Annotated in this window: 24 protein-coding genes; 22 read left to right on the forward strand and 2 right to left on the reverse strand. The window is 41.5% G+C overall.

Features of this window, described 5'->3' with window-relative positions:
* The first annotated feature begins 200 nt into the window (after nucleotides 1-200).
* The 10 genes from O3651_RS00520 (at nucleotide 201) to O3651_RS00565 (ending at nucleotide 10,940) form a co-directional block, all read left to right on the forward strand.
* A complete protein-coding gene (locus O3651_RS00520; protein ID WP_371609196.1) occupies nucleotides 201-764 on the forward strand; it encodes a hypothetical protein in 564 nt (187 codons plus the stop codon).
* 265 nt (nucleotides 765-1,029) lie between these two features.
* The gene (locus O3651_RS00525; protein WP_371609197.1) at nucleotides 1,030-1,665 is read left to right on the forward strand and encodes a hypothetical protein; all 636 of its coding nucleotides are present in this window, start codon (nucleotides 1,030-1,032) and stop codon (nucleotides 1,663-1,665) included.
* Complete coding sequence (locus O3651_RS00530) at nucleotides 1,656-2,921, forward strand: hypothetical protein (RefSeq protein WP_371609198.1); 1,266 nt, start codon at nucleotides 1,656-1,658, stop codon at nucleotides 2,919-2,921. Before O3651_RS00525 ends, O3651_RS00530 begins: the two co-directional genes overlap by 10 nt.
* A 141-nt stretch (nucleotides 2,922-3,062) precedes the next feature.
* Nucleotides 3,063-3,383: a hypothetical protein gene (locus O3651_RS00535; RefSeq protein WP_371609199.1), complete on the forward strand. Its 321-nt coding sequence runs from the start codon at nucleotides 3,063-3,065 to the stop codon at nucleotides 3,381-3,383.
* Nucleotides 3,384-3,629: 246 nt separating this feature from the next.
* Nucleotides 3,630-6,173, forward strand: a complete 2,544-nt coding sequence (locus tag O3651_RS00540; RefSeq protein ID WP_371609200.1) for a M1 family metallopeptidase — start codon at nucleotides 3,630-3,632, stop codon at nucleotides 6,171-6,173.
* Nucleotides 6,174-6,390: 217 nt separating this feature from the next.
* Nucleotides 6,391-6,828 carry a hypothetical protein gene (locus tag O3651_RS00545; protein ID WP_371609201.1) on the forward strand — a complete coding sequence of 146 codons (438 nt, stop codon included), beginning with the start codon at nucleotides 6,391-6,393 and terminating at the stop codon, nucleotides 6,826-6,828.
* Nucleotides 6,829-6,948: 120 nt separating this feature from the next.
* Nucleotides 6,949-7,623 (forward strand): response regulator transcription factor, encoded by a 675-nt coding sequence (locus O3651_RS00550; protein ID WP_045497279.1) that lies wholly within the window; start codon nucleotides 6,949-6,951, stop codon nucleotides 7,621-7,623.
* A complete protein-coding gene (locus tag O3651_RS00555) occupies nucleotides 7,613-8,992 on the forward strand; it encodes a sensor histidine kinase KdpD (protein ID WP_125387875.1) in 1,380 nt (459 codons plus the stop codon). Before O3651_RS00550 ends, O3651_RS00555 begins: the two co-directional genes overlap by 11 nt.
* 74 nt (nucleotides 8,993-9,066) lie before the next feature.
* Nucleotides 9,067-9,453: a VOC family protein gene (locus tag O3651_RS00560; protein ID WP_125381853.1), complete on the forward strand. Its 387-nt coding sequence runs from the start codon at nucleotides 9,067-9,069 to the stop codon at nucleotides 9,451-9,453.
* 89 nt (nucleotides 9,454-9,542) lie between these two features.
* Nucleotides 9,543-10,940: a polysaccharide deacetylase family protein gene (locus O3651_RS00565; protein ID WP_148888199.1), complete on the forward strand. Its 1,398-nt coding sequence runs from the start codon at nucleotides 9,543-9,545 to the stop codon at nucleotides 10,938-10,940.
* A gap of 82 nt (nucleotides 10,941-11,022) precedes the next feature.
* Here O3651_RS00565 and O3651_RS00570 read toward each other — a convergent pair whose 3' ends face one another.
* Nucleotides 11,023-12,114, reverse strand: coding sequence for a DEAD/DEAH box helicase (locus O3651_RS00570; RefSeq protein WP_371609315.1), 1,092 nt, complete (start codon nucleotides 12,112-12,114; stop codon nucleotides 11,023-11,025).
* On the reverse strand, nucleotides 12,104-13,084 hold the full coding sequence (locus tag O3651_RS00575) for a Gfo/Idh/MocA family protein (protein ID WP_371609202.1): 981 nt from the start codon (nucleotides 13,082-13,084) through the stop codon (nucleotides 12,104-12,106). The genes O3651_RS00570 and O3651_RS00575 overlap by 11 nt, the downstream gene beginning before the upstream one ends.
* A 104-nt stretch (nucleotides 13,085-13,188) precedes the next feature.
* On the opposite strand from O3651_RS00575, the gene udk reads away from it, so the two are divergent.
* The 12 genes from udk (at nucleotide 13,189) to O3651_RS00635 (ending at nucleotide 25,076) form a co-directional block, all read left to right on the forward strand.
* The gene (gene udk / locus O3651_RS00580; RefSeq protein WP_005591973.1) at nucleotides 13,189-13,824 is read left to right on the forward strand and encodes a uridine kinase; all 636 of its coding nucleotides are present in this window, start codon (nucleotides 13,189-13,191) and stop codon (nucleotides 13,822-13,824) included.
* 40 nt (nucleotides 13,825-13,864) lie between these two features.
* Nucleotides 13,865-14,533 carry a YoaK family protein gene (locus O3651_RS00585; protein ID WP_125379515.1) on the forward strand — a complete coding sequence of 223 codons (669 nt, stop codon included), beginning with the start codon at nucleotides 13,865-13,867 and terminating at the stop codon, nucleotides 14,531-14,533.
* A gap of 487 nt (nucleotides 14,534-15,020) precedes the next feature.
* Nucleotides 15,021-16,586, forward strand: coding sequence for a 2-isopropylmalate synthase (locus O3651_RS00590; protein ID WP_187421545.1), 1,566 nt, complete (start codon nucleotides 15,021-15,023; stop codon nucleotides 16,584-16,586).
* Between the two features lie 12 nt (nucleotides 16,587-16,598).
* Nucleotides 16,599-17,636 (forward strand): 3-isopropylmalate dehydrogenase, encoded by a 1,038-nt coding sequence (leuB, locus tag O3651_RS00595; RefSeq protein WP_371609203.1) that lies wholly within the window; start codon nucleotides 16,599-16,601, stop codon nucleotides 17,634-17,636.
* On the forward strand, nucleotides 17,633-17,899 hold the full coding sequence (locus tag O3651_RS00600) for a DUF1294 domain-containing protein (protein ID WP_187421543.1): 267 nt from the start codon (nucleotides 17,633-17,635) through the stop codon (nucleotides 17,897-17,899). The genes leuB and O3651_RS00600 overlap by 4 nt, the downstream gene beginning before the upstream one ends.
* A gap of 1 nt (nucleotide 17,900) precedes the next feature.
* Complete coding sequence (gene leuC / locus O3651_RS00605) at nucleotides 17,901-19,283, forward strand: 3-isopropylmalate dehydratase large subunit (protein ID WP_371609204.1); 1,383 nt, start codon at nucleotides 17,901-17,903, stop codon at nucleotides 19,281-19,283.
* Between the two features lie 9 nt (nucleotides 19,284-19,292).
* Nucleotides 19,293-19,883, forward strand: a complete 591-nt coding sequence (gene leuD, locus O3651_RS00610) for a 3-isopropylmalate dehydratase small subunit (protein ID WP_148876990.1) — start codon at nucleotides 19,293-19,295, stop codon at nucleotides 19,881-19,883.
* A gap of 99 nt (nucleotides 19,884-19,982) precedes the next feature.
* Nucleotides 19,983-20,762: an L-threonylcarbamoyladenylate synthase gene (locus O3651_RS00615; protein ID WP_005590290.1), complete on the forward strand. Its 780-nt coding sequence runs from the start codon at nucleotides 19,983-19,985 to the stop codon at nucleotides 20,760-20,762.
* Between the two features lie 162 nt (nucleotides 20,763-20,924).
* A complete protein-coding gene (locus O3651_RS00620; protein ID WP_371609205.1) occupies nucleotides 20,925-22,463 on the forward strand; it encodes an AAA family ATPase in 1,539 nt (512 codons plus the stop codon).
* Nucleotides 22,426-23,730: an McrC family protein gene (locus tag O3651_RS00625; protein WP_371609206.1), complete on the forward strand. Its 1,305-nt coding sequence runs from the start codon at nucleotides 22,426-22,428 to the stop codon at nucleotides 23,728-23,730. Before O3651_RS00620 ends, O3651_RS00625 begins: the two co-directional genes overlap by 38 nt.
* A gap of 134 nt (nucleotides 23,731-23,864) precedes the next feature.
* Nucleotides 23,865-24,308: a MarR family winged helix-turn-helix transcriptional regulator gene (locus O3651_RS00630; RefSeq protein ID WP_371609207.1), complete on the forward strand. Its 444-nt coding sequence runs from the start codon at nucleotides 23,865-23,867 to the stop codon at nucleotides 24,306-24,308.
* A gap of 3 nt (nucleotides 24,309-24,311) precedes the next feature.
* Nucleotides 24,312-25,076, forward strand: coding sequence for a nuclear transport factor 2 family protein (locus O3651_RS00635; RefSeq protein ID WP_371609208.1), 765 nt, complete (start codon nucleotides 24,312-24,314; stop codon nucleotides 25,074-25,076).
* Nucleotides 25,077-25,090 lie beyond the last annotated feature (14 nt).

A 25,090-nucleotide genomic window follows, 5' to 3' on the forward strand; every position in this document is an offset into this window, starting at 1 on the left:
ATGACCTAAGTACTCCCCTTTTGGTTGAAATGATTGAAAAAGAAATGGAGGATAATGCTAAAAATTATGCTACAATGTAGGAAAGTGATAGCTGAAAGCCTTGTTTTATAGCATACTATAATGGAGGTATAATTATGAGAAAAAATATTATTGTCGTTCTGGCAATTTTGTTCGTTCTAGTTTTAGGAGGGGGATACTGTATGACAAAATGGATTGAACATCAAAAATCACCGTATAATGTTAGTGACGTTTTAGACGATAAAGGAGTAAAACTTTACAAACGCGGATTTCGTTTGTTGGAAGAACAGTTGTCAACATATATCAAAGAGCGCTATTCAGGAGTCAGTAAAATAGAGTTTTCACCAATTTTTGTGCAAGGTGGGGATGGGCAGACTATGTTCGATGCTAATATCGTTCCCGTAATTTATGACAATCATGGGAATAAGGCTTATTTAGGGCGAAAAGTTGGTAAGCATGGATATGCAAGCTACGGTCTTTTAGGAGATCTACGGTTAGATTTTAATGGTTTTGATGAGGAAGTGATTGAAATTGATGTAGATGGTAAATTTCTTGATATAACGAATTACAAAAGTTTGCCTCCAAAAGCTAAATTAACAATCAACCCCGCAATGGATGAAAATATTGAAGCACTTGTTAAAGATGGACAACTAAAAGATGTGGTTAAAAGTGAAAAAGGCAGCCTAGAAGCAGAAGTTGCCTATAATACAGAAATTAAGAAAGGAGACTATTTGGAATGGCGTTGACAGAATAACATTGTTTATATTAATAACATTTAGTAAGGCTAAAAGATGTTAAGGAATCAGATGTAGGAAGTCCGAATGCTGAAATAGACTACAACTTATAAATTAAAAGAGGGAGCTACTCAGAATGGAAATAATCTTTGATTAAATGGGGAGGTTTCTGTTTATGGATAATATGACAGAAAAAATCGGCAAGAAATATTATATTGTGATATACTATAAACATAATAATGGATTCGTTTTCATTTAGATATAAAGGTGACAGTTAATGAATAAAAAACAACTTGCAATTATAGCTGTATTAATTATCTTAGTTTCAGGAGGGGGATACTGTATGACAAAATGGATTGAGCACCAGAACTCGCCCTATAATGTTAGTGACGTTTTAGATGATAAAGGAGTAAAACTTTACAAACGCGGATTTCGATTGTTGGAAGAACAGTTGGCAACTTATATCAAGGAGCACTATTCAGGAGTCAGTAAAATAGAGTTTTCACCAATTTTTGTTCAAGGTGGGGATGGACAGACAATGTTTGGTGCCAGTATAATAGCAGCTATAACTGATTCAAATGGAAATAAAACTTATTTAGGGAAAAAAATAGGGGAGACTACCTATGCTGCCTATGGTGATTCGTGGGATTTGCTTCTAGGATTTGATGGAGCGACTGGTGAAGAAGCCATTGACCTGAGGATTGATGAAAATACAACAGTAGAAGTGTCTAATCATAAACATTTGCCTGAATTCGCTAAATTGTCTTCCCTTCCCAAATTGGATAAGAATATTGAGGTGCTTATCCAGAATGGCCAATTGAAAGATGTAAAGAAGAGTAAAAGTGGAAGTCCTAATGCAGAAGTTGTTTACAATGTAGAAATTCGAAAAGGGAATTATTTGAAATGGCGCTAAATGATAAGAGTATTCAAGAATTACAAAAAAAGTCTCTTACTACTATAAGAGATGTCGCAGAGAAAAGTACGTTTACTACAGATGATGGCAAAGAGTATTATTTGATATATAAAATCAATTCAACTACTCAAGCTATAGCTGTCGCCCCTGTTGTAGGAAAAGAACAGTATGACTATACTCAAACGACGATTATTGTGGCTGGAACTCAGACACCGGGAGGAATTAATACTCATGTTGGAGAGTCTTTCTATAATGCTGGTGTCTCAACTATATTTGGATTAACGGCTCAGACAAAGGATATTGATGAATTCTATCTAGAAACATCCAGAAGAATCAAATCTGAAGATGGATTTATTTCTAACATGTCTGGTCATAGCCAAGCTGGACCAGGAACTGCCAAGACAGCCGCAAAATATTCTCTTCAACAAGAGAGTCCGATTAAAGTGACAAATTTTATGGACTTTGCCGCCAAGAGAGCTGTACAAACTAACAATTTTTCTAAAGAAGAAATGGATTATCTCGATAAGTATGCAACCATTTATAGAGATAGTCGGGGGGATATTGTTAACTATGATATGCAAGGAGGAGATGTTCCCTATGGAAAAACAATGAAATTTGAGGTGGTTGAAGGAGAAGACGGACATTCACCACGAACTCCTAAAATGAAGGGGAATAGTTTAGATGTTGAATGGTATTATAAAAGAAATCGATTCGCTACTGGCATGACAGAAAAACAGGTTCGAAAGATTGCTGAATATAAAGCAAAAACGTATAAAGTAAATGTAGCAATCGCAAATTATGGTTTAGAGATGGACAAGGTGACTCCTGAATACTATGTTCGTGAGTATTTAAAGGAATATGGAGACTTTGCTCCAGAACCTTCTAAGCAAGAATTACTCACTCTAAAGAGACGACGCATTGATGAACTGCACGCTTCTTTGAAAACGACTACAGGCAGTCAAATGATTAGCTTGAGAGAGGAACTTGTTCGTACAAGTGCGCAAACGGCTCAGTTACAAGCTGAAGTATATGAGCAGGCGATCAAAGATAAACTTGCAAATGCCAAGGAAGGTGTCTCTCAGCATATAACAGAACTACGATCAGCAGCGTATACGCTGGCTCATAACCTTTCTGGTGGAGAGATAGAGGGTTTACTATCTGAGTTGAGTTTTGAGCTAGCTTGGAATGCTGAAATAGAAGCAGCAACTCTTTCTTCGACCAACTCATATCAGAAGAAAATGATAAGTATAGGCTGAGACAATGAAATCATTCTCATCAGTTCAAGTTCCTGCCGATTTGGAAGGTGCTTTTTCAGGATTAGCAGCCGAATCTATCAAAAATGTCTTAAATGAAGTCTCAACGCCTAATTTGATGAGTCCAATTCTGTAGGAGGAATTATGGATACAAAAAAGCGGATAGCACAATTAGATGATGAACATCTAGCATTTCGTAGAAAAGCCAGTGAATTGGAATGGGATTATCACGATATGAAACGGGAGGCTAGAAATTTTTCGGAAGAAATGAGCAATTGGGTTATATCATTCTGTCGTCACAGTTCGCCTGCTGATTCATCTTATATATTACACCAAATTGAGGAAAATCGAGAAGATTTCGAGCGGAAAATAAGGCGTTACGAAGATCGACTGAATGAAGCCTGTCAAGAAGAAAATCGCTTGTACAATAAAAAATTGAACGAACTGAAGAAAGAAACAAGGTAATCATGGCTTCACTTTTCCTTCGGACGAATCCATCAGACAGGCTAAGCTTGTCTTTTTTGTTTTGAGGAAGAGAAAAGCTAGTGACAGGATGGCTTTAAAATGATTACTTTATGTTTGAAAGTAAAAATCGATTTTGAGTCAGTTAGGATGAGTATAAAGTCACTAAATATGGTAAAATAGTAAGAGATGAATCATGAATGGAGGTTGGTTTATTACCAGCCCCTTCAATTAGATGAGGAGAAAAACATGCAAGCAGTTGCACATTTTATTGATACTTTTGTTCCAGAGCACTATGATCTCTTTTTGGATTTAAATCGTGCGGATAAGACTTTCTCAGGGAAAGTCACCATTACCGGTGAAGCTAAAGCTGAGAAAATTTCTTTACACCAAAAGGATTTGACGATCGAGGCCGTAGAAGTGGCTGGACAAGCTCGCCCCTTCACTCTTGATAATGATAATGAAGCTCTTTACGTTGAATTGGCATCAGCAGGTCCTGTGGAAATAACCTTGACCTATACAGGTAAGATTACAGATAATATGACAGGAATTTACCCATCTTACTATACAGTAGATGGAGTGAAAAAAGAGATCATTTCTACGCAGTTTGAAAGCCATTTTGCGCGCGAAGCCTTTCCAAGTGTAGATGAGCCAGAAGCTAAAGCGACTTTTGATTTGGCTTTGAAATTTGACCAAGCAGAAGGCGAACTAGCTTTGTCTAATATGCCTGAAATCGACGTTGAAAACCGGAAAGCGACTGGCATTTGGAAGTTTGAAAGAACGCCTCGCATGTCTTCCTATCTCTTGGCCTTTGCTGCTGGGGATATGCAAGGCATTACTGCTAAAACTAAAAACGGCACTTTGGTCGGTGTTTATGCAACCAAGGCTCATCCAGCCAGCAACTTAGAGTTTGCTTTGGACATTGCGGTTCGCTCGATTGAATTTTACGAAGAATATTACGGTGTCAAATATCCGATTCCTCAGTCACTGCACGTAGCCCTGCCGGACTTTTCATCTGGGGCTATGGAAAACTGGGGACTGGTGACCTACCGTGAGATTTACCTCTTAGTAGATGAAAATTCTACGGTATCCAGCCGTCAAGATGTAGCACTTGTCGTTGCTCATGAGTTGGCTCACCAATGGTTTGGTAATTTGGTCACTATGAAGTGGTGGGATGACCTCTGGCTCAATGAAAGTTTTGCCAACATGATGGAATACGTCTGTGTTAATGTGATTGAACCAAGCTGGAATATCTTTGAGAATTTCCAAACAACAGGTGTTCCTTTGGCGCTTAAACGAGATGCGACAGACGGAGTTCAATCTGTCCATGTGGAAGTGAAGCACCCTGACGAAATCAATACTTTGTTTGATCCGGCTATCGTTTACGCTAAAGGAAGCCGCCTTATGCACATGCTTCGTCGTTGGTTGGGTGATGAGGCCTTTGCTAAAGGATTGAACGCTTACTTTGCTAAACACCAGTATGGAAATACTATCGGTCGTGACCTTTGGAACGCCTTGGGAGCTGCTTCTGGTCGCGATGTAGCAGCCTTTATGGACTCTTGGTTGGAACAGCCAGGCTACCCTGTTTTGATAGCTACAGTAGAAAACGATACCCTCAAACTCTCTCAAAAACAATTCTTTATCGGAGAGCACGAAGATAAGAAACGCACTTGGGTCTTGCCTTTAAATAGTAATTGGAAAGGTTTGCCAGATACGCTGGAGACAGAAACCCTGGAAATTCCAAATTACTCTGCCTTGGCTGCTCAAAACCAAGGTGCCCTGCGCTTTAATACTGAAAATACAGCCCACTATATCACGGACTATCAAGGTGTCTTGCTTGAGCAGATTTTAGATACCATTACAGACTTGGATAGCACCAGCAAGCTTCAAGTAGTGCAAGAGCGCCGTCTCTTGGCTGAAGCAGGCAGCATTTCATTTGCTGATTTGGTTCCAGTTATTGAAAAACTAACAGAAGAAACCTCTTATTTGGTTGTTTCAGGAGTTAAAGCCGTTTTGAATGGTCTTAAGCTGTTTGTGGACGAAGGAAGCGAGTGCGAGAAAGCCTATCATGAATTGGTAGTTAAACTTAGCAAATTCAACTTTGATCGTCTGGGCTTTGAAGCAAAAGAAGGCGAAAGTGATGAAGATGAGTTGGTTCGTCAGATTGTTGTAGGAAGTCTGATTGCAGCTGACGATCAAACAACAAGTCAAGAAGCAAGTCGCATTTTTGCTGCTCATCAAGAGAACTTGGAGAAATTGCCTGCAGCTATTCGCTTGCATATTCTCATCAACCAAATCAAGCATTATGAGAGCAAAGAATTGGCCGACCAATACTTGAATGATTATGTTTCAACAGTTGACGGTAGCTTCAAACGCCAATTGGCATCTGCTTTGGCTTACACTGAGGACGCAGAGACACTTGCTCGTATCTTGGAATCTTTGAAAAACAAGGATATCGTGAAACCACAAGATTTGGCCATGAGCTGGTATTTCCCTCTCTTAAATCACCAATTTACTCAAGCTACTTCTTGGACTTGGGCGCGTGAGAATTGGGATTGGATTAAGGCTGCTCTGGGTGGCGACATGAGCTTCGACAAATTCGTCATTTATCCAGCTAATGCCTTCAAGACAGCAGAAAGACTAGCAGAATATAAGGCCTTCTTTGAGCCGCAGCTGGACGATATGGCTATCAGCCGTAACATCAGCATGGGAATCAAAGAAATCGCAGCGCGTGTTGACTTGATTGATCGTGAAAAAGCAGCAGTTGAGACAGCAATCAAGGCATCAGTTTAGCCTAATGAAAAGATCAGATTATAACATCTGGTCTTTTTTGTTGTTTAGAGTCCCATAGTTTCAGTCTTCTTTAAGAAAAAATTCAGTCCCGTTTAAGCAAAACTCCCTATAATAACCCTAACACGTGAAAAGATGTGAACTTGTGTAATCAAACTTTATATTGCTTCATAGTGTTAAAATCCATGAAAATATAAAATGTAGAAAGAGGAAAACTTTAATGGATATGGAAAAAATGATTGTAGTTAAAAAGAGTACCAAATGGTGGATGACAGCAGTAGCTAGTGCCTCCTTAGCTGTCGGAGCAATTGGTGGCTATGGAATTGGTGCTTTGACCCAGAAAAGCCCGCAACAGAGCTCAGTGCAAGCCACTATGCCTCAGCAAAACAAGCAAGATGGCAGGATGCCAGGTCAAGGCGGACAACCTCCTCAAGGTCAGGGACAGGGAAATGAAAATGGCATGCCACCGCAGATGGGGGGACAAAACGGTCAAGATGGCCAAGGCGGTCCTGGAGGTGGAGGTCAGCCACCACAAGGAAATGGTCAGGCAGGAGGACCCCAAGAAGGAAATCAATCAAAAAAGAAGCCTTCAAACGCTGACGGCACAACAAAAGATGATAAGAATAGCGAAAATAACTCGAAAACAACAAATTCTTAAAGCATTTTCGACAAGTCATGATATAATAGAAAAAGATAGGTTGAGATAGAATGAGAAGTGTTTGCCATGACTCTATTTAAACTACACAGCATAAGCTTTTTCTAGAAAGGGAGGAACAGGATGATTAAGATTCTATTAGTGGAGGATGACCTCGGTCTGTCAAATTCAGTATTTGATTTTTTAGATGATTTTGCAGATGTTATGCAGGTCTTTGATGGCGAAGAAGGTTTATACGAAGCAGAAAGCGGCGTGTATGACCTGATTCTACTGGACTTGATGCTTCCTGAAAAGGACGGCTTCCAAGTACTCAAAGAATTGCGTGAAAAAGGGGTGAGCACTCCTGTCCTCATCATGACTGCCAAGGAAAGTATCGATGATAAAGGCCATGGTTTTGAGCTCGGTGCTGACGATTACCTGACTAAGCCATTTTATCTGGAAGAGCTGAAAATGCGGATTCAGGCCTTGCTCAAACGCTCTGGTAAGTTTAATGAAAATACCCTTTCCTATGGCGATGTGACGGTCAATCTTTCGACCAATTCGACCTTGGTAGATGGAAAGGAAGTTGAGCTACTGGGTAAAGAGTTTGATTTGTTGGTATACTTCCTTCAGAATCAAAATGTCATTTTGCCCAAGACTCAGATTTTCGATCGTTTGTGGGGCTTTGATAGCGATACAACGATTTCTGTGGTGGAAGTCTATGTATCTAAGATTCGGAAAAAATTGAAAGGAACGGCTTTTGCGAATAATCTTCAAACTCTTCGCAGTGTCGGTTACATTTTAAAGAATGCTGAATAAACTCAAAAAAACCTTATATGCGGATGATTTTTCTTATTTCATTCGCTATTTTGGTGTGTTCACCCTGATTTTCTCGGCCATGACGCTCATTATTATCCAAGTCATGCGCTCCAGCCTTTACACGACCGTTGACGATAATCTCAAAAGTCTCAGTCAAAATCCCGCCTGGGTAGCCAATCTAGCCTATCGGACGACGGGGCGGCAATACCAAGAGCCAGAGAACAAGGATTCAGAGCACAAAGATTCAGAGTCTGTGCAAGCTCATGATATCAAGATTGAGGAACCGGGCAGGGTCAATGTCAGTGCCAATACCTCAGCCATTCTTTTGAATGATGATTATCAGAATGTATCGGCAAAAAATAGTTTTTTAAACTTTGATGCGATTAAATTTAACAAACGCTTTCTTAATCAGATCAAGCAAATACAACTAACTAATAGCTATGGACAGGTTGAGAGTTATAGAGCCTACATGTTTGACATTGATCCAAATGATGAAATTGAAAATGTCAAGTACGCGGTTGTCATGACCAGTATCAGCCAACTGGAGCAGACTAGCGAAAAGCATGAAAAGCTGATTGCTATTGTCATGATTAGTTTCTGGGGTATTTCCTTGATTGCCAGTATCTATCTGGCGCGGATGAGTGTCAAGCCTCTCTTGGACAGCATGCAAAAGCAGAAGTCTTTTGTTGAAAATGCCAGCCACGAATTGCGGACGCCTCTGGCCGTTCTGCAAAATCGTCTGGAATCTCTCTTCCGCAAGCCTGAAGCCACGATTATGGAGTCTAGTGAGAGCATCGCATCTAGTTTAGAGGAAGTGCGAAATATGCGTCTGTTGACCACCAACTTACTCAACCTAGCTCGGCGCGATGACGGTATCAAGCCAGAATACGGTGAGGTCACGCCAGACTTCTTCACAACAGCTTTTTCTAACTATGCTATTATTGCAGAGGAGAGCGACAAGGTCTTTGATTTCAAAAATCTTGTTTCAAAATCAATCACGACAGACAAGGTCTTGCTCAAGCAGGTCATGACCATCCTTTTTGATAATGCCATCAAATACACAGAGGAAGATGGAGAGATCTACTTTGTAGCCTCCGCCAATGATCGGAGCTTGACCTTGCGGATTTCTGACAATGGCCCAGGGATTGCGGGCGATGACAAGAAAAAAGTCTTCGATCGTTTTTATCGGGTGGATAAGGCACGGACTCGTCAAAAAGGTGGATTTGGACTAGGACTTTCCTTGGCGAAACAAATCGTCGACGCCTTAAAAGGAACCATCACAGTCAAAGACAACAAACCGCGTGGAACCATCTTTGAAATCAAAGTTCCTCTTAGGTCAGATATTAGAAAACGAATCAGCAAAAGCTGAAAAACTTTTCATATTATTTCAAATTTGACTGCTTTTGCGGTATAATAAAAGAAAGAAATGAGAGAGGTAAAACTATGACATCAAAAATGTTGCATACTTGTTTACGAGTGGAAAATTTAGAGGCTTCGATTGCCTTTTATGAAGATGCATTTGGTTTTAAGGAATTGCGCCGTAAGGACTTTCCAGAGCATGCTTTTACAATTGTTTATCTTGGTTTGGATGGCGATGATTATGAGCTTGAATTGACTTATAATTACGACCACGGACCTTATGTAATCGGTGACGGCTTTGCTCATATTGCTCTTAGCACACCTGATTTGGAAGGTTTGCACGCTGAGCATGCTGCCAAGGGCTACGAAGTGACCGAGCCCAAAGGTCTGCCTGGAAACCCACCAAATTATTATTTCATCAAAGATCCTGATGGTTACAAGGTCGAAGTGATTCGAGAAAGAAGTCTTTAAAAAATAATTAAACTTGTATTTTAGCACTTGTAAGATACAAGTTTTTTAACATTAAAATTATTTTAGGACAATAGTTTAGGGGATAATAGATGAAAAGACAACATGGAAGGAAGCGTAGACGAAAATATAGACTGGTTCTCAGTCTTCTGAATCTGCTTCTTTTAGGACTTCTTATTTTTGGTGGACTGCGAATCCATGAAATGTTTCAGGAAAGGGAGTTCCAGAAAAAGGTTACAGAAGTGATTGCCAAGGAAGAGCAAGAGCATGATGACAATACCGAAAAGCAGGCTGGTAGGATTGGCAGCCATTATGTGGCAGCTTTTTATCCTCTGATGAAGGGGCAACCGCTTCAAAGTGTCAAAGATAAAATCTTGCAGGACAGTCAGAGCATTTCTGATAACAAAAAGCAGAAGGAAAACTTGACGGCTTTGACCTTTTACTATACGGAGGAGAAGTCTACTAGTCTGGCCAATACCAAGGAAGTAGTCATTCAGCGAAAAAATTACAGCATCTCAAAAAGAGACATCAAGTCTGAAGAGGCAAGAGAAGTAGCCTCGACTTATATCAATCAGGAAGGCGCAGCGGTCACTTTGGACAAGCTGTTTCAAAATCCAGAAGCTGCCAAGGAAATTTTCCTGAAGGAGTTGACCAGTCAGCTGACCTTTAGACAGGTGGAGGAAAGTCAGCAAACAGCAGCTTTGAATGTTCTACGTGAAATAGAGCTGAGCCAGTGGAATTTTCATTACGAGGATAGTTTATTTTCCATTCATCTGCCCAAAGAAATCAACGGTGTGACGAGCTTGACAGTGCCTCTGTCTAGTTTTTATGACCTAATCCGTCCAGAATATTTGCAGGGAGCTGATTTGGAAGCTTACCAGCAGTATGAAACCAAGCGGCATGAGAAAATGGTTGCCCTGACCTTTGATGACGGTCCCGACAGTAAAACGACTCCTCAGGCCTTGGAAATTCTGAAACGCTACAATGCTAAGGCAACCTTCTTTATGGTGGGACAAAATGTTGCTGCCAATCCAGAACTGGCTAAACGTGTCCTTGATGAAGGCCATCAGCTCGGAATCCATACATGGAGCCATCCGGATTTGACCAAGTTACCTCTGAATCAATCCAAAAAGGAAATCTTAGACACTCAGGAAGCCATTTATAAGGCGACTGGTATCCGACCTATGATCACAAGACCGCCTTACGGAGCCATCAACTCTACGGTTCAAAATGCTGTAGATCAGTCCTTTATTATGTGGAGCGTGGACAGTCTCGATTGGAAAACACGTAATACAAAGGCTATTATGCAGGAGATCGTGAAGACCCAGCCGGGATCTATTATCCTCATGCATGATATTCATCAGACGTCCATCGATGCCCTGCCAAGCGTCCTTGACTATCTGAAGAACAACGGCTATACTCTGGTGACAGTTGATGAACTATTAGAAAATCAGCTTCAACCACATCAGATTTATTACAGCAGAAATTAAAAAAAGCATTGGAAATTTAATATTTCCAATGCTTTTTGCTTTGCCATCATCAAATAAGAATATTGATTACCGTAATTCTCGCTTAAGGACACACATACAGTTCTTGTTTTTTCAAGATGATTTCGCGGACAGAGGCATATTTTTTGAGAGCTTTTAATTCTTCTGGGTGGCTGATGAAGGTGATGACATAGCCTTCCTTGCCCATGCGACCCGTTCGGCCAGAACGGTGGGTGTAGGTTTCCAGATCGCGCGGCACTTCGTAGTTGACTACGCACTCTAGAGAATCAATATCAATGCCACGTGCAACTATGTCAGTCGCCAGTAAGAGTGTGATATCGTAATCTTTAAATTTCTCAAGAATGACCTTGCGGAATTTTACATTGACATCGCTGGCTAGAGAGACCGCACTAGCTCCTCGATACTGAAGCTTTTCTTCGGCGCTGCCCAAATCTGACAAGCTGTTGAAAAAAACTAGTCCACGAAATTCTTCTACATTGGATAGCTTGCGCAAGAGTTCAACCTTGTCACGCTTTTCCACCTGCATATAGAAGTGCTGGATATTGTCCAAAGTCTGGTCGTCAATGCTGATGCGCAGAGTATTTTCAGCGATCTTCTCTTGGTCAAATTTAGCTGTAGCACTCATGTAAATCAGCTGGTGGTCACGCGGTGCATAATGCAGAATCTTATCAACAAACGCATACTGGGAATCACTGAGAAGTTGATCAAATTCATCTAGGATAATAGTGTCAACACTCATCATCTTGATTTTCTTGAGCTTAATGAGCTCAAAAATCCGACCAGGTGTACCAATTAGGATCTCCGGCCCTTTTTTGAGCCGCTCAATCTGCCTTTTCTGGCTATTACCAGAGAGTAGGAGTTGACTGCTCAAGCCCAAAGGCTCCGCCCAAGACTTACAAACATCAAAAATCTGTCCCGCCAGCTCTGTATTTGGAGCTAAAATTAAAAGCTGCTGCGCTTTTTTAGGCTTCAATTTCAATAAGCTAGGAAAGAGATAGGCCAATGTCTTGCCCGTACCGGTCGGACTGATGCCTAGCACCGACTCTCCCTGAGAAATAGGCTGGAATATTTTTTCTTGGATGGCAGTCAGTTCAGCAAAACCGAGCTGATTTAGCTGTTCCTGCCAGACTGTTGGAAATGTTTCTTTAATCATGATCAACCTCAAATCTAATGCCAACATCTTTTCTCATGGCAAACAGACACTCATGCACAGCAGTAGCAGCCTGCAGGTAGTCGCTATAAAGCTCTTCTTGGCCGCCTTTAAGCACACGAGCAAAAGCCTGAGCCTCTTCCAGCATTTGGTGCTCTGCTTGGTGGATAGCTAGACTTTCCGTCTCTCCAGTCAGCTTTTGGAAAATGGCAGAGCGGATAAACTCGATACCATCTAAGGTCAGAGTGCCTTGGTCCGTGTAGATTTCAGCTGGCAGCTGGCTATGAATGTTTTTTCCAGCTTGGATACGAACCTGAAAATCAGGATAAATCAGACTGCCTGAACCGTTGAGGTCAACGCTATTTGGCAGTTGTTGAGCTGTATAGCAAACGCTTTGTGGAGCACCAAACAGACGGACAGCTGCATAAAGCGTATAAACACCCAGATCCATTAGAGCACCGCCTGAGAATTTAGCAGAAAAAACATTGGGTTCTTGTCCACTCAGTAGGGCTCCCATCTTGGAGGAGTATTTAGCATAGGTGAAATTAGCTCCCCAGATTTTCTTGTCCTTTAGAAAGTCACGAATGACTGCAAAAGCTGCTTCGTAGTAGTTTCTGGCTGCCTCAAAGATATAAACCTGATGCTCAGCTGCCAGCTTGACCAATTCTTGCCATTCTTCAGGCCTTGATACAGCCGGCTTTTCAACGATGACATGTTTTCGAGCCAAAATGGCTACCTTGGCATGGTTGAAGTGGAGGCTATTGGGACTAGCGATGTAAACCACATCTAGGCCGGCAGATAAGAATTCAATCATATCTGTATAGAGTGCGACGTTTTTATAATCTTGTGCAAAACGCTCCGCAGAACTCAAGGTGCGCGAGTAAACAGCGGTTAACTGATACTCACCACTCAGTTGGGCTGCCTTGATAAACTCATGGGAAATGGTTCCCGTACCGATGATTCCGAGTTGTAACATACTTTCTCCTTTAAAATGATTTTCCTGAATTTTTCTTGATTCACCCTTTCATTATATCATGAATTAAGGTAAAATAGATAAGATAACAAGTAATGGAGAAAACAATGCAAAACAGACCTATTATTATCGGTGTTACAGGTGGATCTGGTGGGGGAAAAACCAGTGTATCTCGGGCGATTTTAGATCATTTTCCTAATGAAAAGATTTCCATGATTGAACATGATTCTTACTACAAGGATCAGTCTCATTTGACCTTTGAGGAGCGGGTTAAGACCAACTATGATCATCCTTTTGCTTTTGATACAGACCTCATGATTGAGCAGATCAAGGAGCTTTTGGCTGGCCGTCCAGTGGACATCCCGACCTATGACTATACGGAGCACACGCGCAGCAATAAAACCTATCGTCAGGAACCGCAGGATGTCTTCATTGTAGAGGGAATTTTGGTCTTGGAAGATCAACGCCTCCGCGATTTGATGGACATCAAGATTTTCGTCGATACTGATGATGATGTGCGGATCATTCGTCGGATTAAGCGGGACATGGAAGAGCGCGGACGCAGTTTGGATAGTGTCATTGAGCAGTATCTGGGTGTCGTCAAGCCTATGTACCATCAGTTTATCGAGCCAACCAAGCGCTATGCGGATGTCATTATTCCAGAGGGCGCTTCTAATAAAGTGGCGATTGATTTGATTACCACCAAAATTGAAAAGATTTTGGAGGAAGCTAGAGAAGGATAGAAAGGAAGTCTGGTGTTACACTGGACTTTTTGGGTAAATTATGAGAAAGTTCGTCAAAAGGGAATTCCATTCTCGATCAAAGTTTTTTGCCTGTTTGCTGACCTTTTGCGCAGGTTTTGTGGATGCTTACACTTTTATGGAACGCGGGGGTACATTGGTTGCTGGCCAGACAGGAAACGTCGTCTTTTTGTCCGTTGAGCTGATTCATCATAAGACTGGAGAGATTGAAGTCAAACTAGCTACCATGTTAGCCTTTATGTTGGGAATTTTTCTGATAACAATTTTTCGACCTTTTTTTGAGCAGTCAATATGGCGAGTAAGTAGCATTTCACCAATGGTGCTCATCTGTACTCTGGTAGGTTTTATGCCAAGTACTGTGCCAAATATGCTGATCGTTCCTCCGATTGCTTTCTGTATGGGGGTCGTTGCGACAGCTTTTGGCGAAGTAGATGGCATAGTCTACAATAATTCCTTTATGACAGGAAATATCAAGAAAACGATGGTGGCTTTTGGAAATTTTGTTCGAACACAGGAAAAACCATACTTGAAAGAGGGCGTTTTCTTTGTTGCTTTGTTAGGAAGCTTTGTCATCGGAGCCATTATTTCTACCTACCTGCTCCAATTTTACGCCTTACGAACCATTTGGATCGTTGCAGGAATTCTATTTACCTTCATGATGTTCCGCTTGGTTCAGTATGTACGAAGATAAAGACGAAGCATGATTAGTAAATTATTAAAAGAAGAGAAATGAGAGAAATAATATAATACTAGAAGAAGGAGTTGACCTGCTTCTTTTTCTTTCTCGCATTTATAGTAATAAAGCCACAAAATAATCCAGTATATTAAAAATTTTCAGAAAATAACGAATTATCTGTTGACAGCTGAATGATACTGTGCTAAAATACTAATCAATAACATTTCAAAAGGAGTCAGTCAAACATGAAGTCAACTCAATTTTCAAACTTTGCTTTGTTGTTGCGTTACTCGGGCTAGTGCGAAAGCATTAGTCCTGTTTGGCTTACCAAGCGGGAGTAAATCAACATCTCGCTTGGTTTCCAGCGAGATGTTTTTATTTTATTCTTCACGAAAATCTTTGCTAGGATATACTGAGAATAGCGAACTAAAAGTTCATTTCATAGTTGTATCTCTCATTGATTTTTATAGCTATTTTAAACGATAAAGAAAGAGGAAAGTCTATGCAAAAAGTTGAGTTTCTTGATACCAGCCTTCGGGATGGTGAGCAGACACCGGGAGTGAATTTTTCTATTAAGGAAAAGGTTGCCATTGCTAAACAACTAGAAAAATGGGGAATTTCCGCTATTGAAGCTGGTTTCCCAGCTGCTAGTCCAGATTCATTTGCGGCAGTGCAAGAGATTGCTAAAGTCATCACTAAAGCTTCTGTCACTGGCTTGGCGCGTTCGGTTAAGTCTGACATCGATGCTTGCTACGAGGCACTCAAGGATGCCAAACATCCGCAGATTCACGTTTTCATTGCGACCAGTCCCATCCACAGAGAGTTCAAGCTGAAAAAGTCCAAGGAAGAGATTTTAGAAGCCATTAAGGAGCACGTTTCCTATGCTCGCTCCAAGTTTGAGATTGTCGAGTTTTCACCTGAGGACGCAACACGGACCGAGCTGGATTTTCTGCTTCAAGTTGTCCAGACAGCAGTTGATGCAGGTGCTAGCTACATCAACATTCCAGACACAGTCGGCTTTACCACGCCAGAAGAATTTGGCAATATCTTCAAGTATCTGATTGACAATGTCCAAACGGATCGTGAGATTATCTACAGTCCTCACTGTCACGATGATTTGGGAATGGCAGTAGCCAACAGCCTGTCTGCAGTCAAATACGGAGCTAGACGGGTGGAGGGCACTATTAATGGTATTGGTGAGCGTGCTGGTAATGCTGCGTTGGAAGAAGTAGCGGTTGCCTTGGAAATTCGCAAGGATTATTACCAAGTTGAGACAGACATTGTCCTTAATGAAACCATCAACACTTCTGAGTTGGTGTCCCGCTTCTCAGGTATTCCAGTGCCTAAGAACAAGGCGGTTGTTGGTGGCAATGCCTTCTCTCATGAGTCCGGTATCCATCAGGATGGCGTTCTTAAGAATCCACTGACCTATGAAATCATCACACCTGAGCTGGTTGGAGTCAAGAGCAATTCACTGCCGCTTGGCAAACTGTCTGGCCGCCATGCCTTTGTCGAAAAACTCAAAGAACTGGCTCTGGACTTTGCGGAATCTGAAATCAATGATCTCTTTGCTAAGTTTAAGGTCTTGGCTGATAAGAAAAATGAAGTCACAGACGCTGATATTCGGGCTCTGATTGCCGGAACAACCGTCGAAAATCCTGAAGGCTTCCACTTTAATGATCTGCAGCTGACGACCAATGACGATCATACCATCACAGCAGATGTGCAGCTGGTTAATGGCGACGGCGAGACAGTCAACTGTGTGGCAGAAGGCAAGGGAAGTGTCGAAGCCATCTTTAACGCCATCGACCAATTCTTTAACCAGTCAGTTCAACTTTTAGCATATAATATTGAGGCCGTGACGGACGGTATTGACTCTCAGGCTCGTGTTTTGGTAGCTGTTGAAAATACAGATACAGATACGATTTTCAACTCCTCTGGTATTGACTTTGATGTTCTTAAGGCCAGCGCCATTGCCTATATCCATGCCAATACCTTTGTGCAAAAGGAAAATGCAGGTGAAATCGGCCATCAGGTATCTTACCGCGATCTGCCTGCAAATAATTAGAAGGAAGCGACTATGATAAAAGAAATTGTAGCTCTGGCGGGTGACGGTATCGGCCCAGAAATCATGGAAGCCGGTCTCCATGTACTTGCTGCTGTTGCGGACAAGTTCGGTTTTAGGTATCATATCACGGAGAAGGCTTTTGGGGGTGCTGGTATCGATGCGGAAGGTCATCCTCTGCCTCAGTCAACTCTAGAAGCGGCCAAGGAGGCGGATGCTATTCTCCTAGCAGCTATCGGCAGTCCCCAGTATGATAATGCTCCAGTTCGTCCTGAGCAAGGATTGCTCGCTCTGCGCAAGGAACTTGAACTCTATGCCAATATCCGCCCAGTTAAGATTTTCGATGCTTTGAAGCATTTGTCGCCTTTGAAGGCGGAGCGAATTGCTGGTGTGGATTTCGTGGTCGTGCGTGAGCTGACTGGCGGGATTTACTTTGGTGAGCATATTTTGGAGGACAGATCTGCTCGGGATATTAACGACTACAGCTATGAAGAGGTGGAGCGAATTGTCCGTAAAGCCTTTGACATTGCGCATGGTCGCAGAAAGCGCGTGACCAGTATTGATAAGCAAAATGTGCTAGCGACATCCAAACTCTGGCGTAGAGTAGCGGATGAGGTGGCCAAGGATTATCCAGATGTGACCTTAGAGCACCAACTGGTAGATAGCGCTGCTATGCTCATGATCACCAATCCTGCTAAGTTTGATGTTGTTGTAACGGAAAATCTCTTCGGCGATATTCTCTCAGACGAGTCCAGTGTCTTGTCAGGGACGCTGGGAGTTATGCCATCGGCCAGCCATTCGGCAGCTGGGCCTAGTCTTTACGAACCTATCCATGGTTCTGCTCCAGATATTGCAGGGCAAGGCATTGCCAATCCTATCAGTATGATCCTTTCTGTAGCCATGATGCTGCGAGATAGTTTTTCAGAGCTAGAAGCGGCAGAAGCGATTGAAGCAGCGGTTGAGAAGACTTTGGCTCAAGGGATTCTAACCCGAGATCTGGGTGGTCAGGCAGGGACAGCTCAAATGACGGAGGCCATTATCAATAACTTATGAAATGTATATTAACGGGTATTTGCCTGCTATGGAACCTTATCGTTTTCCTGCTTTATGGCTGGGATAAGCGAAAGGCTAAGAAAAATCAATACCGCATTCCAGAGAATACCTTGCTATTGTCAGCATTGGCAGCCGGAGGTTTGGGCGCTTTCTTAGGTGGTCGCCTCTTTCATCACAAGACCAGAAAATGGTATTTCTGGCTGGCTTGGATTGGCGGAATAATAGTGGAAATTGGAATTTTGTATTACATATGGAGAAGCTAGTATGGCTGGAAAATCAATTTTTGATAAGATTTGGGAAAGACACGTAATAACAGGCCAAGAAGGTCAACCCCAGCTTATGTATGTGGATCAGCATTATATTCATGAAGTAACCAGCCCTCAGGCTTTTCAAGGACTTCGAGATGCAGGTCGCAAGGTTAGACGACCGGACTTGACCTTTGGAACTTTTGACCATAATGTTCCTACGGTCAATATTTATGATATTCGGGATGTGATTTCCAAGGCTCAGATAGATAAGCTTTCTGAGAATGTCAAGGATTTTGGCATCGAGCATGCGGCTCACGGATCGGAACTGCAGGGGATTGTCCATATGGTTGGACCGGAAACGGGCAAGACTCAGCCGGGCAAATTCATCGTCTGCGGTGACAGTCACACGGCCACTCACGGTGCTTTTGGTGCCATTGCTTTTGGAATCGGTACTTCAGAGGTAGAGCACGTTTTTGCCACGCAGACCATTTGGCAGGTCAAGCCTAAGAAAATGTTGGTCAAATTTACCGGAGTGCCACCTAAAGGTGTCTATTCCAAGGATTTTATCCTCGCTCTGATTGCCAAATACGGTGTAGCTGCGGGTGTTGGCTATGTGGTCGAATATACTGGTGATGCCATTGATCATTTGACCATGGAAGAGCGCATGACTATCTGCAATATGTCCATTGAGTTTGGCTCCAAGATGGGCATTATGAATCCCGACCAGAAGACCTATGATTACGTTCAAGGACGGCCGGGCGCTCCCAAGGACTTTGAGGCGGCAGTGGCTGATTGGAAGACTCTGGTCAGTGATTCTGATGCTGTCTATGATAAGGTCATTGAGATGGATGTTTCCCAGTTGGCACCTATGGTAACTTGGGGAACCAATCCTTCTATGGGAGTAGAGTTTGGCGCGGCTTTCCCAGAAATTCGCGATATGAACGACGAGCGGGCCTATAATTACATGGACCTCTCTCCGGGTAAGAAAGCAGAAGATATTGACCTAGGTTATATCTTTATCGGATCCTGTACCAATGCCAGACTCAGCGATTTGCAGCTGGCAGCTAAGTTCGTCGCTGGTAAGCACATTGCTCCCAATCTAACAGCTATCGTCGTACCAGGCTCTCGTCCGGTCAAGCGGGCTGCTGAAAAGATGGGACTGGATAAAATTTTCATGGATGCAGGCTTTGAGTGGCGCGATCCGGGTTGTTCCATGTGTCTGGGGATGAATCCAGACAAGGTGCCAGACGGAGTTCACTGTGCCTCGACCAGTAATCGGAATTTTGAGGATCGTCAGGGATTTGGTGCTAAAACCCATCTTTGCAGTCCTGCCATGGCAGCAGCGGCAGCTATTGCCGGGCACTTCGTAGACGTACGCCAACTACCGGAGGTCCAGTAAGGAAGTTTTATGGAAAAATTTACAATCTACACAGGGACAACAGTCCCCCTCATGAACGATAATATTGATACGGACCAAATTTTGCCCAAGCAGTTTCTCAAGTTGATTGATAAAAAAGGCTTTGGCAAGTATCTCATGTACGCATGGCGCTATCTGGACAATCAGTACACCGAAGATCCTGATTTCGTTTTTAATAGACCAGAGTACCGCAAGGCGACTATTCTAATTTCAGGGGATAATTTCGGAGCGGGTTCCTCTCGGGAGCACGCCGCCTGGGCCTTGGCTGACTATGGCTTCAAGGTAGTCATTGCCGGATCTTTCGGGGATATTCACTACAATAACGAGCTGAATAACGGTATGCTGCCTATCGTCCAGCCACTGGAAGTGCGGCAAGCCTTAGCTAATCTGAAGCCGACGGATGAAGTGACGGTGGATTTGGAGCAGCAGAAGATTTTTTCACCGGTGGGAGAATTCTCCTTTGACATTGATGGAGAATGGAAGCACAAGCTCCTCAACGGTCTGGATGACATCGGTATTACCTTGCAGTATGAGGATTTGATCGCAGAATATGAAAAAAATCGTCCATCTTATTGGCAGTAAAATTATTTTCGATATATTGAGAAAATTCTGAAAAAATCTTGTCTCCGATAAAAATATATGGTAAAATAAATCTTAATTTAATAGAAAAGGAAGAAACTTATGACAAAACACATTCAATGGAACGGAACTCTTTCACAAGAAGGCTATGACATCTTGAAAGGCGATGGCGGCTGCATCGTTTGCCCGACCAAGGTGGGTTACATCATCATGACCAGCGATAAAGCTGGCTTGGAGCGTAAGTTCGAAGCTAAGGCACGTAACCGTAATAAGCCAGGTGTTGTCCTCTGTGGCAGTATGGATGAGCTTCGCGCTTTAGCACAACTCAATCCGGAAATTGAAGCTTTTTACCAAAAGCATTGGGATGAAGACATCCTCTTGGGCTGTATCCTTCCATGGAAGCCGGAAGCTTTTGAAAAGCTCAAAGCCTATGGCGACGGTCGGGAAGAGTTGATGACAGATGTTCGTGGCACTAGCTGTTTTGTTATTAAGTTTGGTAAGGCGGGCGAGCAGCTGGCAGCTAAGCTTTGGGAAGAAGGTAAGATGGTCTATGCTTCCTCAGCCAACCCATCCGGTAAAGGAAACCGCGGCAAGGTAGAAGGAATTGGAGAGCGCATCGAAAATGCTGTTGATTTGGTTATTGAAGCAGATGACTATGTAGCCTCTATCCAGCCAGACAAGACCATTGAAACTCGCTACGAGCAAGGCGTTATGGTCTCTATGGTGGATAAAGATGGAAAACTGATTCCAGAACAAGGTGGGCAACGTTCCATCTCACCAGCACCAGTGGTCATCCGCAAAGGCTTGGACATCGACAAAATCATGATGCACCTGTCAGATACCTTTAACTCATGGGATTACCGTCAGGGTGAATATTACTAAGATAAAAATAAGCTCAGTGTGGGAGAGGGATTTCCTCTTTACACTGGGCTTTTTAGTTTATAATTTCTTTTATTTTTCCTATAATTATGCTATGATATAGAATATATTAATAGTTAAATCGTCTTATGGCTATAACGTTAAAGAAAAGGAAATACAGTCTATATGATGAAAAAAGAAGAGTTTCTAAAAAGAATGAATAAAGAATTTCCAGATGCTCAAAAGAATGAAACAAAGAGTTATACATCTTTTCAGGTAAAAAAGAACTCAAATGGAAAATTACAAAATTTTATAGAAATTCATTTTCAAAAAGAAGGAATTAAAATAGGTATCATATCAAAGTGCCTGAATAAATCAGAATTATCGAAGTTTGACAAGAAACCAGCTACTCATCGTTGGACACTAGATGCTGAATATGTGATTACTAGTGAAGAAAAGTTTAATGAAATTTTACCCTATATAAATAAATCGTATTTATTTATTGAAGGTGAGGGCTCTAAGGAGAAGGAGATAAAAATGCCAGAAAATATTGATAAATATAAAAATATATTACTTTCATCCAAAAATATTATTCTCCGTGGCGCTCCTGGTACAGGTAAAACCTATCTTGCTAAAGAAATTGCCAAAGAAATAACGGGTAGCAACGAAGACCAAATCGGCTTTGTACAGTTTCACCCGTCTTATGACTATACAGATTTTGTAGAGGGGCTGAGACCAGTTTCAAATGTGGATAGAGCTATTGAGTTTAGATTACAAGATGGTATTTTTAAGAAGTTCTGTCAGAGAGCGAAAGAAGCTCAGAAAACTGGTGGACAAGATAATTTTGAGGAAACGTGGGGTAAATTAACGGATGCTATCAATGAAAAGCAAGGACAATACTTCTTCCCTCGTAGTTCGGTTCCAGCCAGTTTAAACAGTCAAGGGAATGTGAAGTTTGATTCTCCTGTTGCTACCAAAGAAAAAGTGTATCTTTTGTACAAGGGTGAAGATACTAATTTAAAGTACGAAACTTATCAAAAAATTGTTTTGGATCATATGAAAGAAAGTTATGGATTATGCGATTATATATCTCCAACGATTGACACAGACAAGAAATTCGTATTCATCATCGATGAAATCAATCGTGGGGAGATTTCTAAGATTTTTGGTGAACTCTTTTTCTCTATTGACCCAGGTTATCGTGGTGAAATGGGGAGTGTTTCTACCCAGTATTCTAATTTACATGAGACTGATGACAAGTTTTATATTCCTGAGAATGTCTACATCATCGGAACAATGAATGATATTGATCGTTCAGTGGATACCTTTGATTTTGCTATGCGTCGTCGTTTCCGTTTTGTTGAAGTTACTGCTGAAAGCCAGTTATACATTCTAGATAAGAAACTAGATGGACATGAGGAAGAAGCGAAAAAACGTTTAAGAAACTTGAATGCTGCTATCGAAAACGTTCAGGAGCTAAACAGTCATTATCATATCGGACCAAGTTATTTCCTTAAGTTGAAGGATGTAGACTTTGACTATGAATTACTCTGGTCTGATTACCTCAAACCACTTTTGGAAGACTACTTGCGAGGTTCTTATGAAGAAGTTGAAACTTTGGAAACTTTGAAAAAGGCATTTGATAAGACAAGCAACGAGCAAACCAATCAGTCAATAACTAGTGACAATGAAAGCGATGGAAATGACGATACGGATAACAGATAATCAGCAACTTATAGAAAAAGAGGATTTTGTTGAAATCTATCCAAAAATTAGTCAGGTACTTTTAGATAGAACTTTAGAAAGCCTTTCTCAAGAGGATAGTATTTTCATTTTTCCAAATGACTTGAAAAATACTTCTGACTTAGAAAAGGACCAAAAGATTTTTGAAACAGTTAATCAGAACATTAAGACAGGAAATGTGATTGGTTTTCTGGGTTACGGTCAGGAAAGATTAACGATTTCCTCTCGTTTTTCAAATGCTAATAACGACTATTTTTTACATTATCTCTTGCAGAAGGTCCTCAATATCAATCTCACTAACTTGGATGTTGGTTTATCTAGCGAAGATAAACTCTATCAACTACTGATTTACCTCTTTCCAAAATATCTGCAAGCGGCTTTGAGAAAAGGGCTTTATAAAGAATACCAGCGATTTTTCCATAATGATAGCCATGTAAAGGGAGCGATTGATGTAGGAAATCATCTTAAGAAAAATGTTCCTTTTATGGGAAATATTTCCTACACTACTAGAGAGTTTGCTTATGATAATCCATTGATGCAGCTGATTCGACACACCATTGAGTATATTAAAAATCAGAAAACAATTGGAAGTGGAGTGTTTGATGCTAATCGTGAAAATGTAACAGAAATTATCCGCGTGACTCCGTCTTATAAACTAGCTGATCGTGTTAAGATTATCAGACTAAATCAAACTAAACCTGTCCGTCATGCCTATTTTCGAGAATATAGAAAATTACAGGAACTATGTCTGTTGATTCTAAGTAGAGAAAAGCACGGTCTTGGGCAACAAACCCAAAGGGTGCATGGCATTCTCTTTGATGTTGCTTGGCTTTGGGAAGAGTATGTCCAGACATTGTTGCCAGAAGGTTTTATTCATCCACGAAATAAAGAAAAGACGGATGGCATTTCTGTATTTAGCAGTCATGTTCGAAAGGTTTATCCGGACCTCTATCATAAAGATTTAAAAATCATACTAGATGCCAAATATAAAAAGCTAGAATTTACTGAAAAAGGAATTAATCGTGAGGATTTATATCAACTGATTTCCTATACATACATTTTAGAAGCTAAAACAGCCGGTCTTATTTTCCCAAGTGTGGAGAAGGTTGTTGATAATGACATAGGTAAATTAGCAGGTTACGGGGCATTCTTGAAAAAGTGGTCCATTCTTATCCCTCAAGAAGCTGAAAATTATGACCATTTTGTTCAACAGATACATCAATCGGAAACAATAAATTTTAGATTTTAAAGCAGGTTGAACCTGCTTTTTTCTTTACCCCAGTTTAAAACTATTTCCAAATAGAACAAAATTCTTGACAGCTGTAATATCTGGTGTTACAATAATTTAAAATCGATTCGATATAGAAATAAATTGGAGGAAGTATGAAAGACAGTCATTTAGTAGCCTATCATATTCGTTTGTTGAATGGGCGGATTTTTCAAAAGTTACTGAGTCAGAATCCTGAGGCTCTTTATCGGAGTGAACAGGGAAAGATTCTAACTGTTTTATGGAATAGTGAGACAGGATGTGCTACGGCGACAGATATTGCGCTGGCGACAGGATTGGCCAATAATACGCTTACGACGATGCTGAAAAAGTTGGAAGAGCAGGATTTGGTGACCTTTAGTCAGTGTGGTTCAGATAAGCGAAAAAAATATGTCAAGCTAACGGAGCAAGGTTGGTCCCAGAAAGAAGTGGGCCATCGTATCAGTCAAAAATTGGATGCAATTTTTTATAAAGGCTTCTCAGAGGAAGAAATTCGCCAATTTGAAAGTTATCAGGAACGTATTTTAGCCAATCTGAAAGAGAAAGCAAATGAGGCATAAATCATGTCAAAACAAGTTGAAAATGCACAAAATCTATATATTCATGCCATTCAAGATGGGCGTGTTGCCGAGGCTCAAGCTCAGTCAGTAGGGGATACCTACATTCAACACTCGACAGGTGTGCCAGATGGGAAAGAAGGTTTTGCGGCTTTCTTTGCAAATTTCTTTGAACGCCATCCCGAGCGTGAGATGAAGATTGTTCGCACCATTGAGGATGGTAATCTAGTCTTCGTCCATGTTCATCAATATCTCAATGGCGGGGAAGCTCAATGGGTGACGACTGATACTTTCCGTGCGGATGAGAATGGTCGTATCGTGGAGCATTGGGATGTCATTGACTACTATCGTGCTCCGGAAAATGGACAGTTAGACCAGATCTTTGGAGATTTTGAAATCACGGATTTGGACAAGACAGTAGAAAATAAAAAAACTGTTCGTCGTTTCCTGACAGAAATCTTCCAAAATGGGGAACTGGAGCGGTGGAATGATTATGTGGCAGACGATTTGATTCAGCATAATCATGAGATTGGCCAAGGAAGTGCTGCTTATAAAAACTATGTGGCTGAACACGGGGTTACTTTTGACTTTGTTTTCCAGCTTTTGGGACAAGGAAACTATGTGGTTAGCTATGGTCAGACTCAGATCGATGGTGTGGCCTATGCCCAGTATGACATCTTCCGTTTGGAGAATGGCTTGATTGTGGAGCATTGGGACAATAAAGAAGTCATGCCTAAGGTAGAAGACTTGACCAACCGAGGGAAGTTTTAAAAGGAGATACTAAG

This window comes from Streptococcus sp. 27098_8_73 (genome assembly GCF_041432495.1).
GTDB lineage: Bacteria > Bacillota > Bacilli > Lactobacillales > Streptococcaceae > Streptococcus.

What these genes read in the sequence shown, in the direction of transcription:
- O3651_RS00520 (WP_371609196.1), top strand. Translation starts at nt 201, where the DNA reads ATGACAAAATGGATTGAACATCAAAAATCACCGTATAATGTTAGTGAC.
- O3651_RS00525 (WP_371609197.1), top strand. Translation starts at nt 1,030, where the DNA reads ATGAATAAAAAACAACTTGCAATTATAGCTGTATTAATTATCTTAGTT.
- O3651_RS00530 (WP_371609198.1), top strand. Translation starts at nt 1,656, where the DNA reads ATGGCGCTAAATGATAAGAGTATTCAAGAATTACAAAAAAAGTCTCTT.
- O3651_RS00535 (WP_371609199.1), top strand. Translation starts at nt 3,063, where the DNA reads ATGGATACAAAAAAGCGGATAGCACAATTAGATGATGAACATCTAGCA.
- O3651_RS00540 (WP_371609200.1), top strand. Translation starts at nt 3,630, where the DNA reads ATGCAAGCAGTTGCACATTTTATTGATACTTTTGTTCCAGAGCACTAT.
- O3651_RS00545 (WP_371609201.1), top strand. Translation starts at nt 6,391, where the DNA reads ATGGATATGGAAAAAATGATTGTAGTTAAAAAGAGTACCAAATGGTGG.
- O3651_RS00550 (WP_045497279.1), top strand. Translation starts at nt 6,949, where the DNA reads ATGATTAAGATTCTATTAGTGGAGGATGACCTCGGTCTGTCAAATTCA.
- O3651_RS00555 (WP_125387875.1), top strand. Translation starts at nt 7,613, where the DNA reads ATGCTGAATAAACTCAAAAAAACCTTATATGCGGATGATTTTTCTTAT.
- O3651_RS00560 (WP_125381853.1), top strand. Translation starts at nt 9,067, where the DNA reads ATGACATCAAAAATGTTGCATACTTGTTTACGAGTGGAAAATTTAGAG.
- O3651_RS00565 (WP_148888199.1), top strand. Translation starts at nt 9,543, where the DNA reads ATGAAAAGACAACATGGAAGGAAGCGTAGACGAAAATATAGACTGGTT.
- O3651_RS00575 (WP_371609202.1), bottom strand. Translation starts at nt 13,084, where the DNA reads ATGTTACAACTCGGAATCATCGGTACGGGAACCATTTCCCATGAGTTT.
- udk (WP_005591973.1), top strand. Translation starts at nt 13,189, where the DNA reads ATGCAAAACAGACCTATTATTATCGGTGTTACAGGTGGATCTGGTGGG.
- O3651_RS00585 (WP_125379515.1), top strand. Translation starts at nt 13,865, where the DNA reads ATGAGAAAGTTCGTCAAAAGGGAATTCCATTCTCGATCAAAGTTTTTT.
- O3651_RS00590 (WP_187421545.1), top strand. Translation starts at nt 15,021, where the DNA reads ATGCAAAAAGTTGAGTTTCTTGATACCAGCCTTCGGGATGGTGAGCAG.
- leuB (WP_371609203.1), top strand. Translation starts at nt 16,599, where the DNA reads ATGATAAAAGAAATTGTAGCTCTGGCGGGTGACGGTATCGGCCCAGAA.
- O3651_RS00600 (WP_187421543.1), top strand. Translation starts at nt 17,633, where the DNA reads ATGAAATGTATATTAACGGGTATTTGCCTGCTATGGAACCTTATCGTT.
- leuC (WP_371609204.1), top strand. Translation starts at nt 17,901, where the DNA reads ATGGCTGGAAAATCAATTTTTGATAAGATTTGGGAAAGACACGTAATA.
- leuD (WP_148876990.1), top strand. Translation starts at nt 19,293, where the DNA reads ATGGAAAAATTTACAATCTACACAGGGACAACAGTCCCCCTCATGAAC.
- O3651_RS00615 (WP_005590290.1), top strand. Translation starts at nt 19,983, where the DNA reads ATGACAAAACACATTCAATGGAACGGAACTCTTTCACAAGAAGGCTAT.
- O3651_RS00620 (WP_371609205.1), top strand. Translation starts at nt 20,925, where the DNA reads ATGATGAAAAAAGAAGAGTTTCTAAAAAGAATGAATAAAGAATTTCCA.
- O3651_RS00625 (WP_371609206.1), top strand. Translation starts at nt 22,426, where the DNA reads ATGAAAGCGATGGAAATGACGATACGGATAACAGATAATCAGCAACTT.
- O3651_RS00630 (WP_371609207.1), top strand. Translation starts at nt 23,865, where the DNA reads ATGAAAGACAGTCATTTAGTAGCCTATCATATTCGTTTGTTGAATGGG.
- O3651_RS00635 (WP_371609208.1), top strand. Translation starts at nt 24,312, where the DNA reads ATGTCAAAACAAGTTGAAAATGCACAAAATCTATATATTCATGCCATT.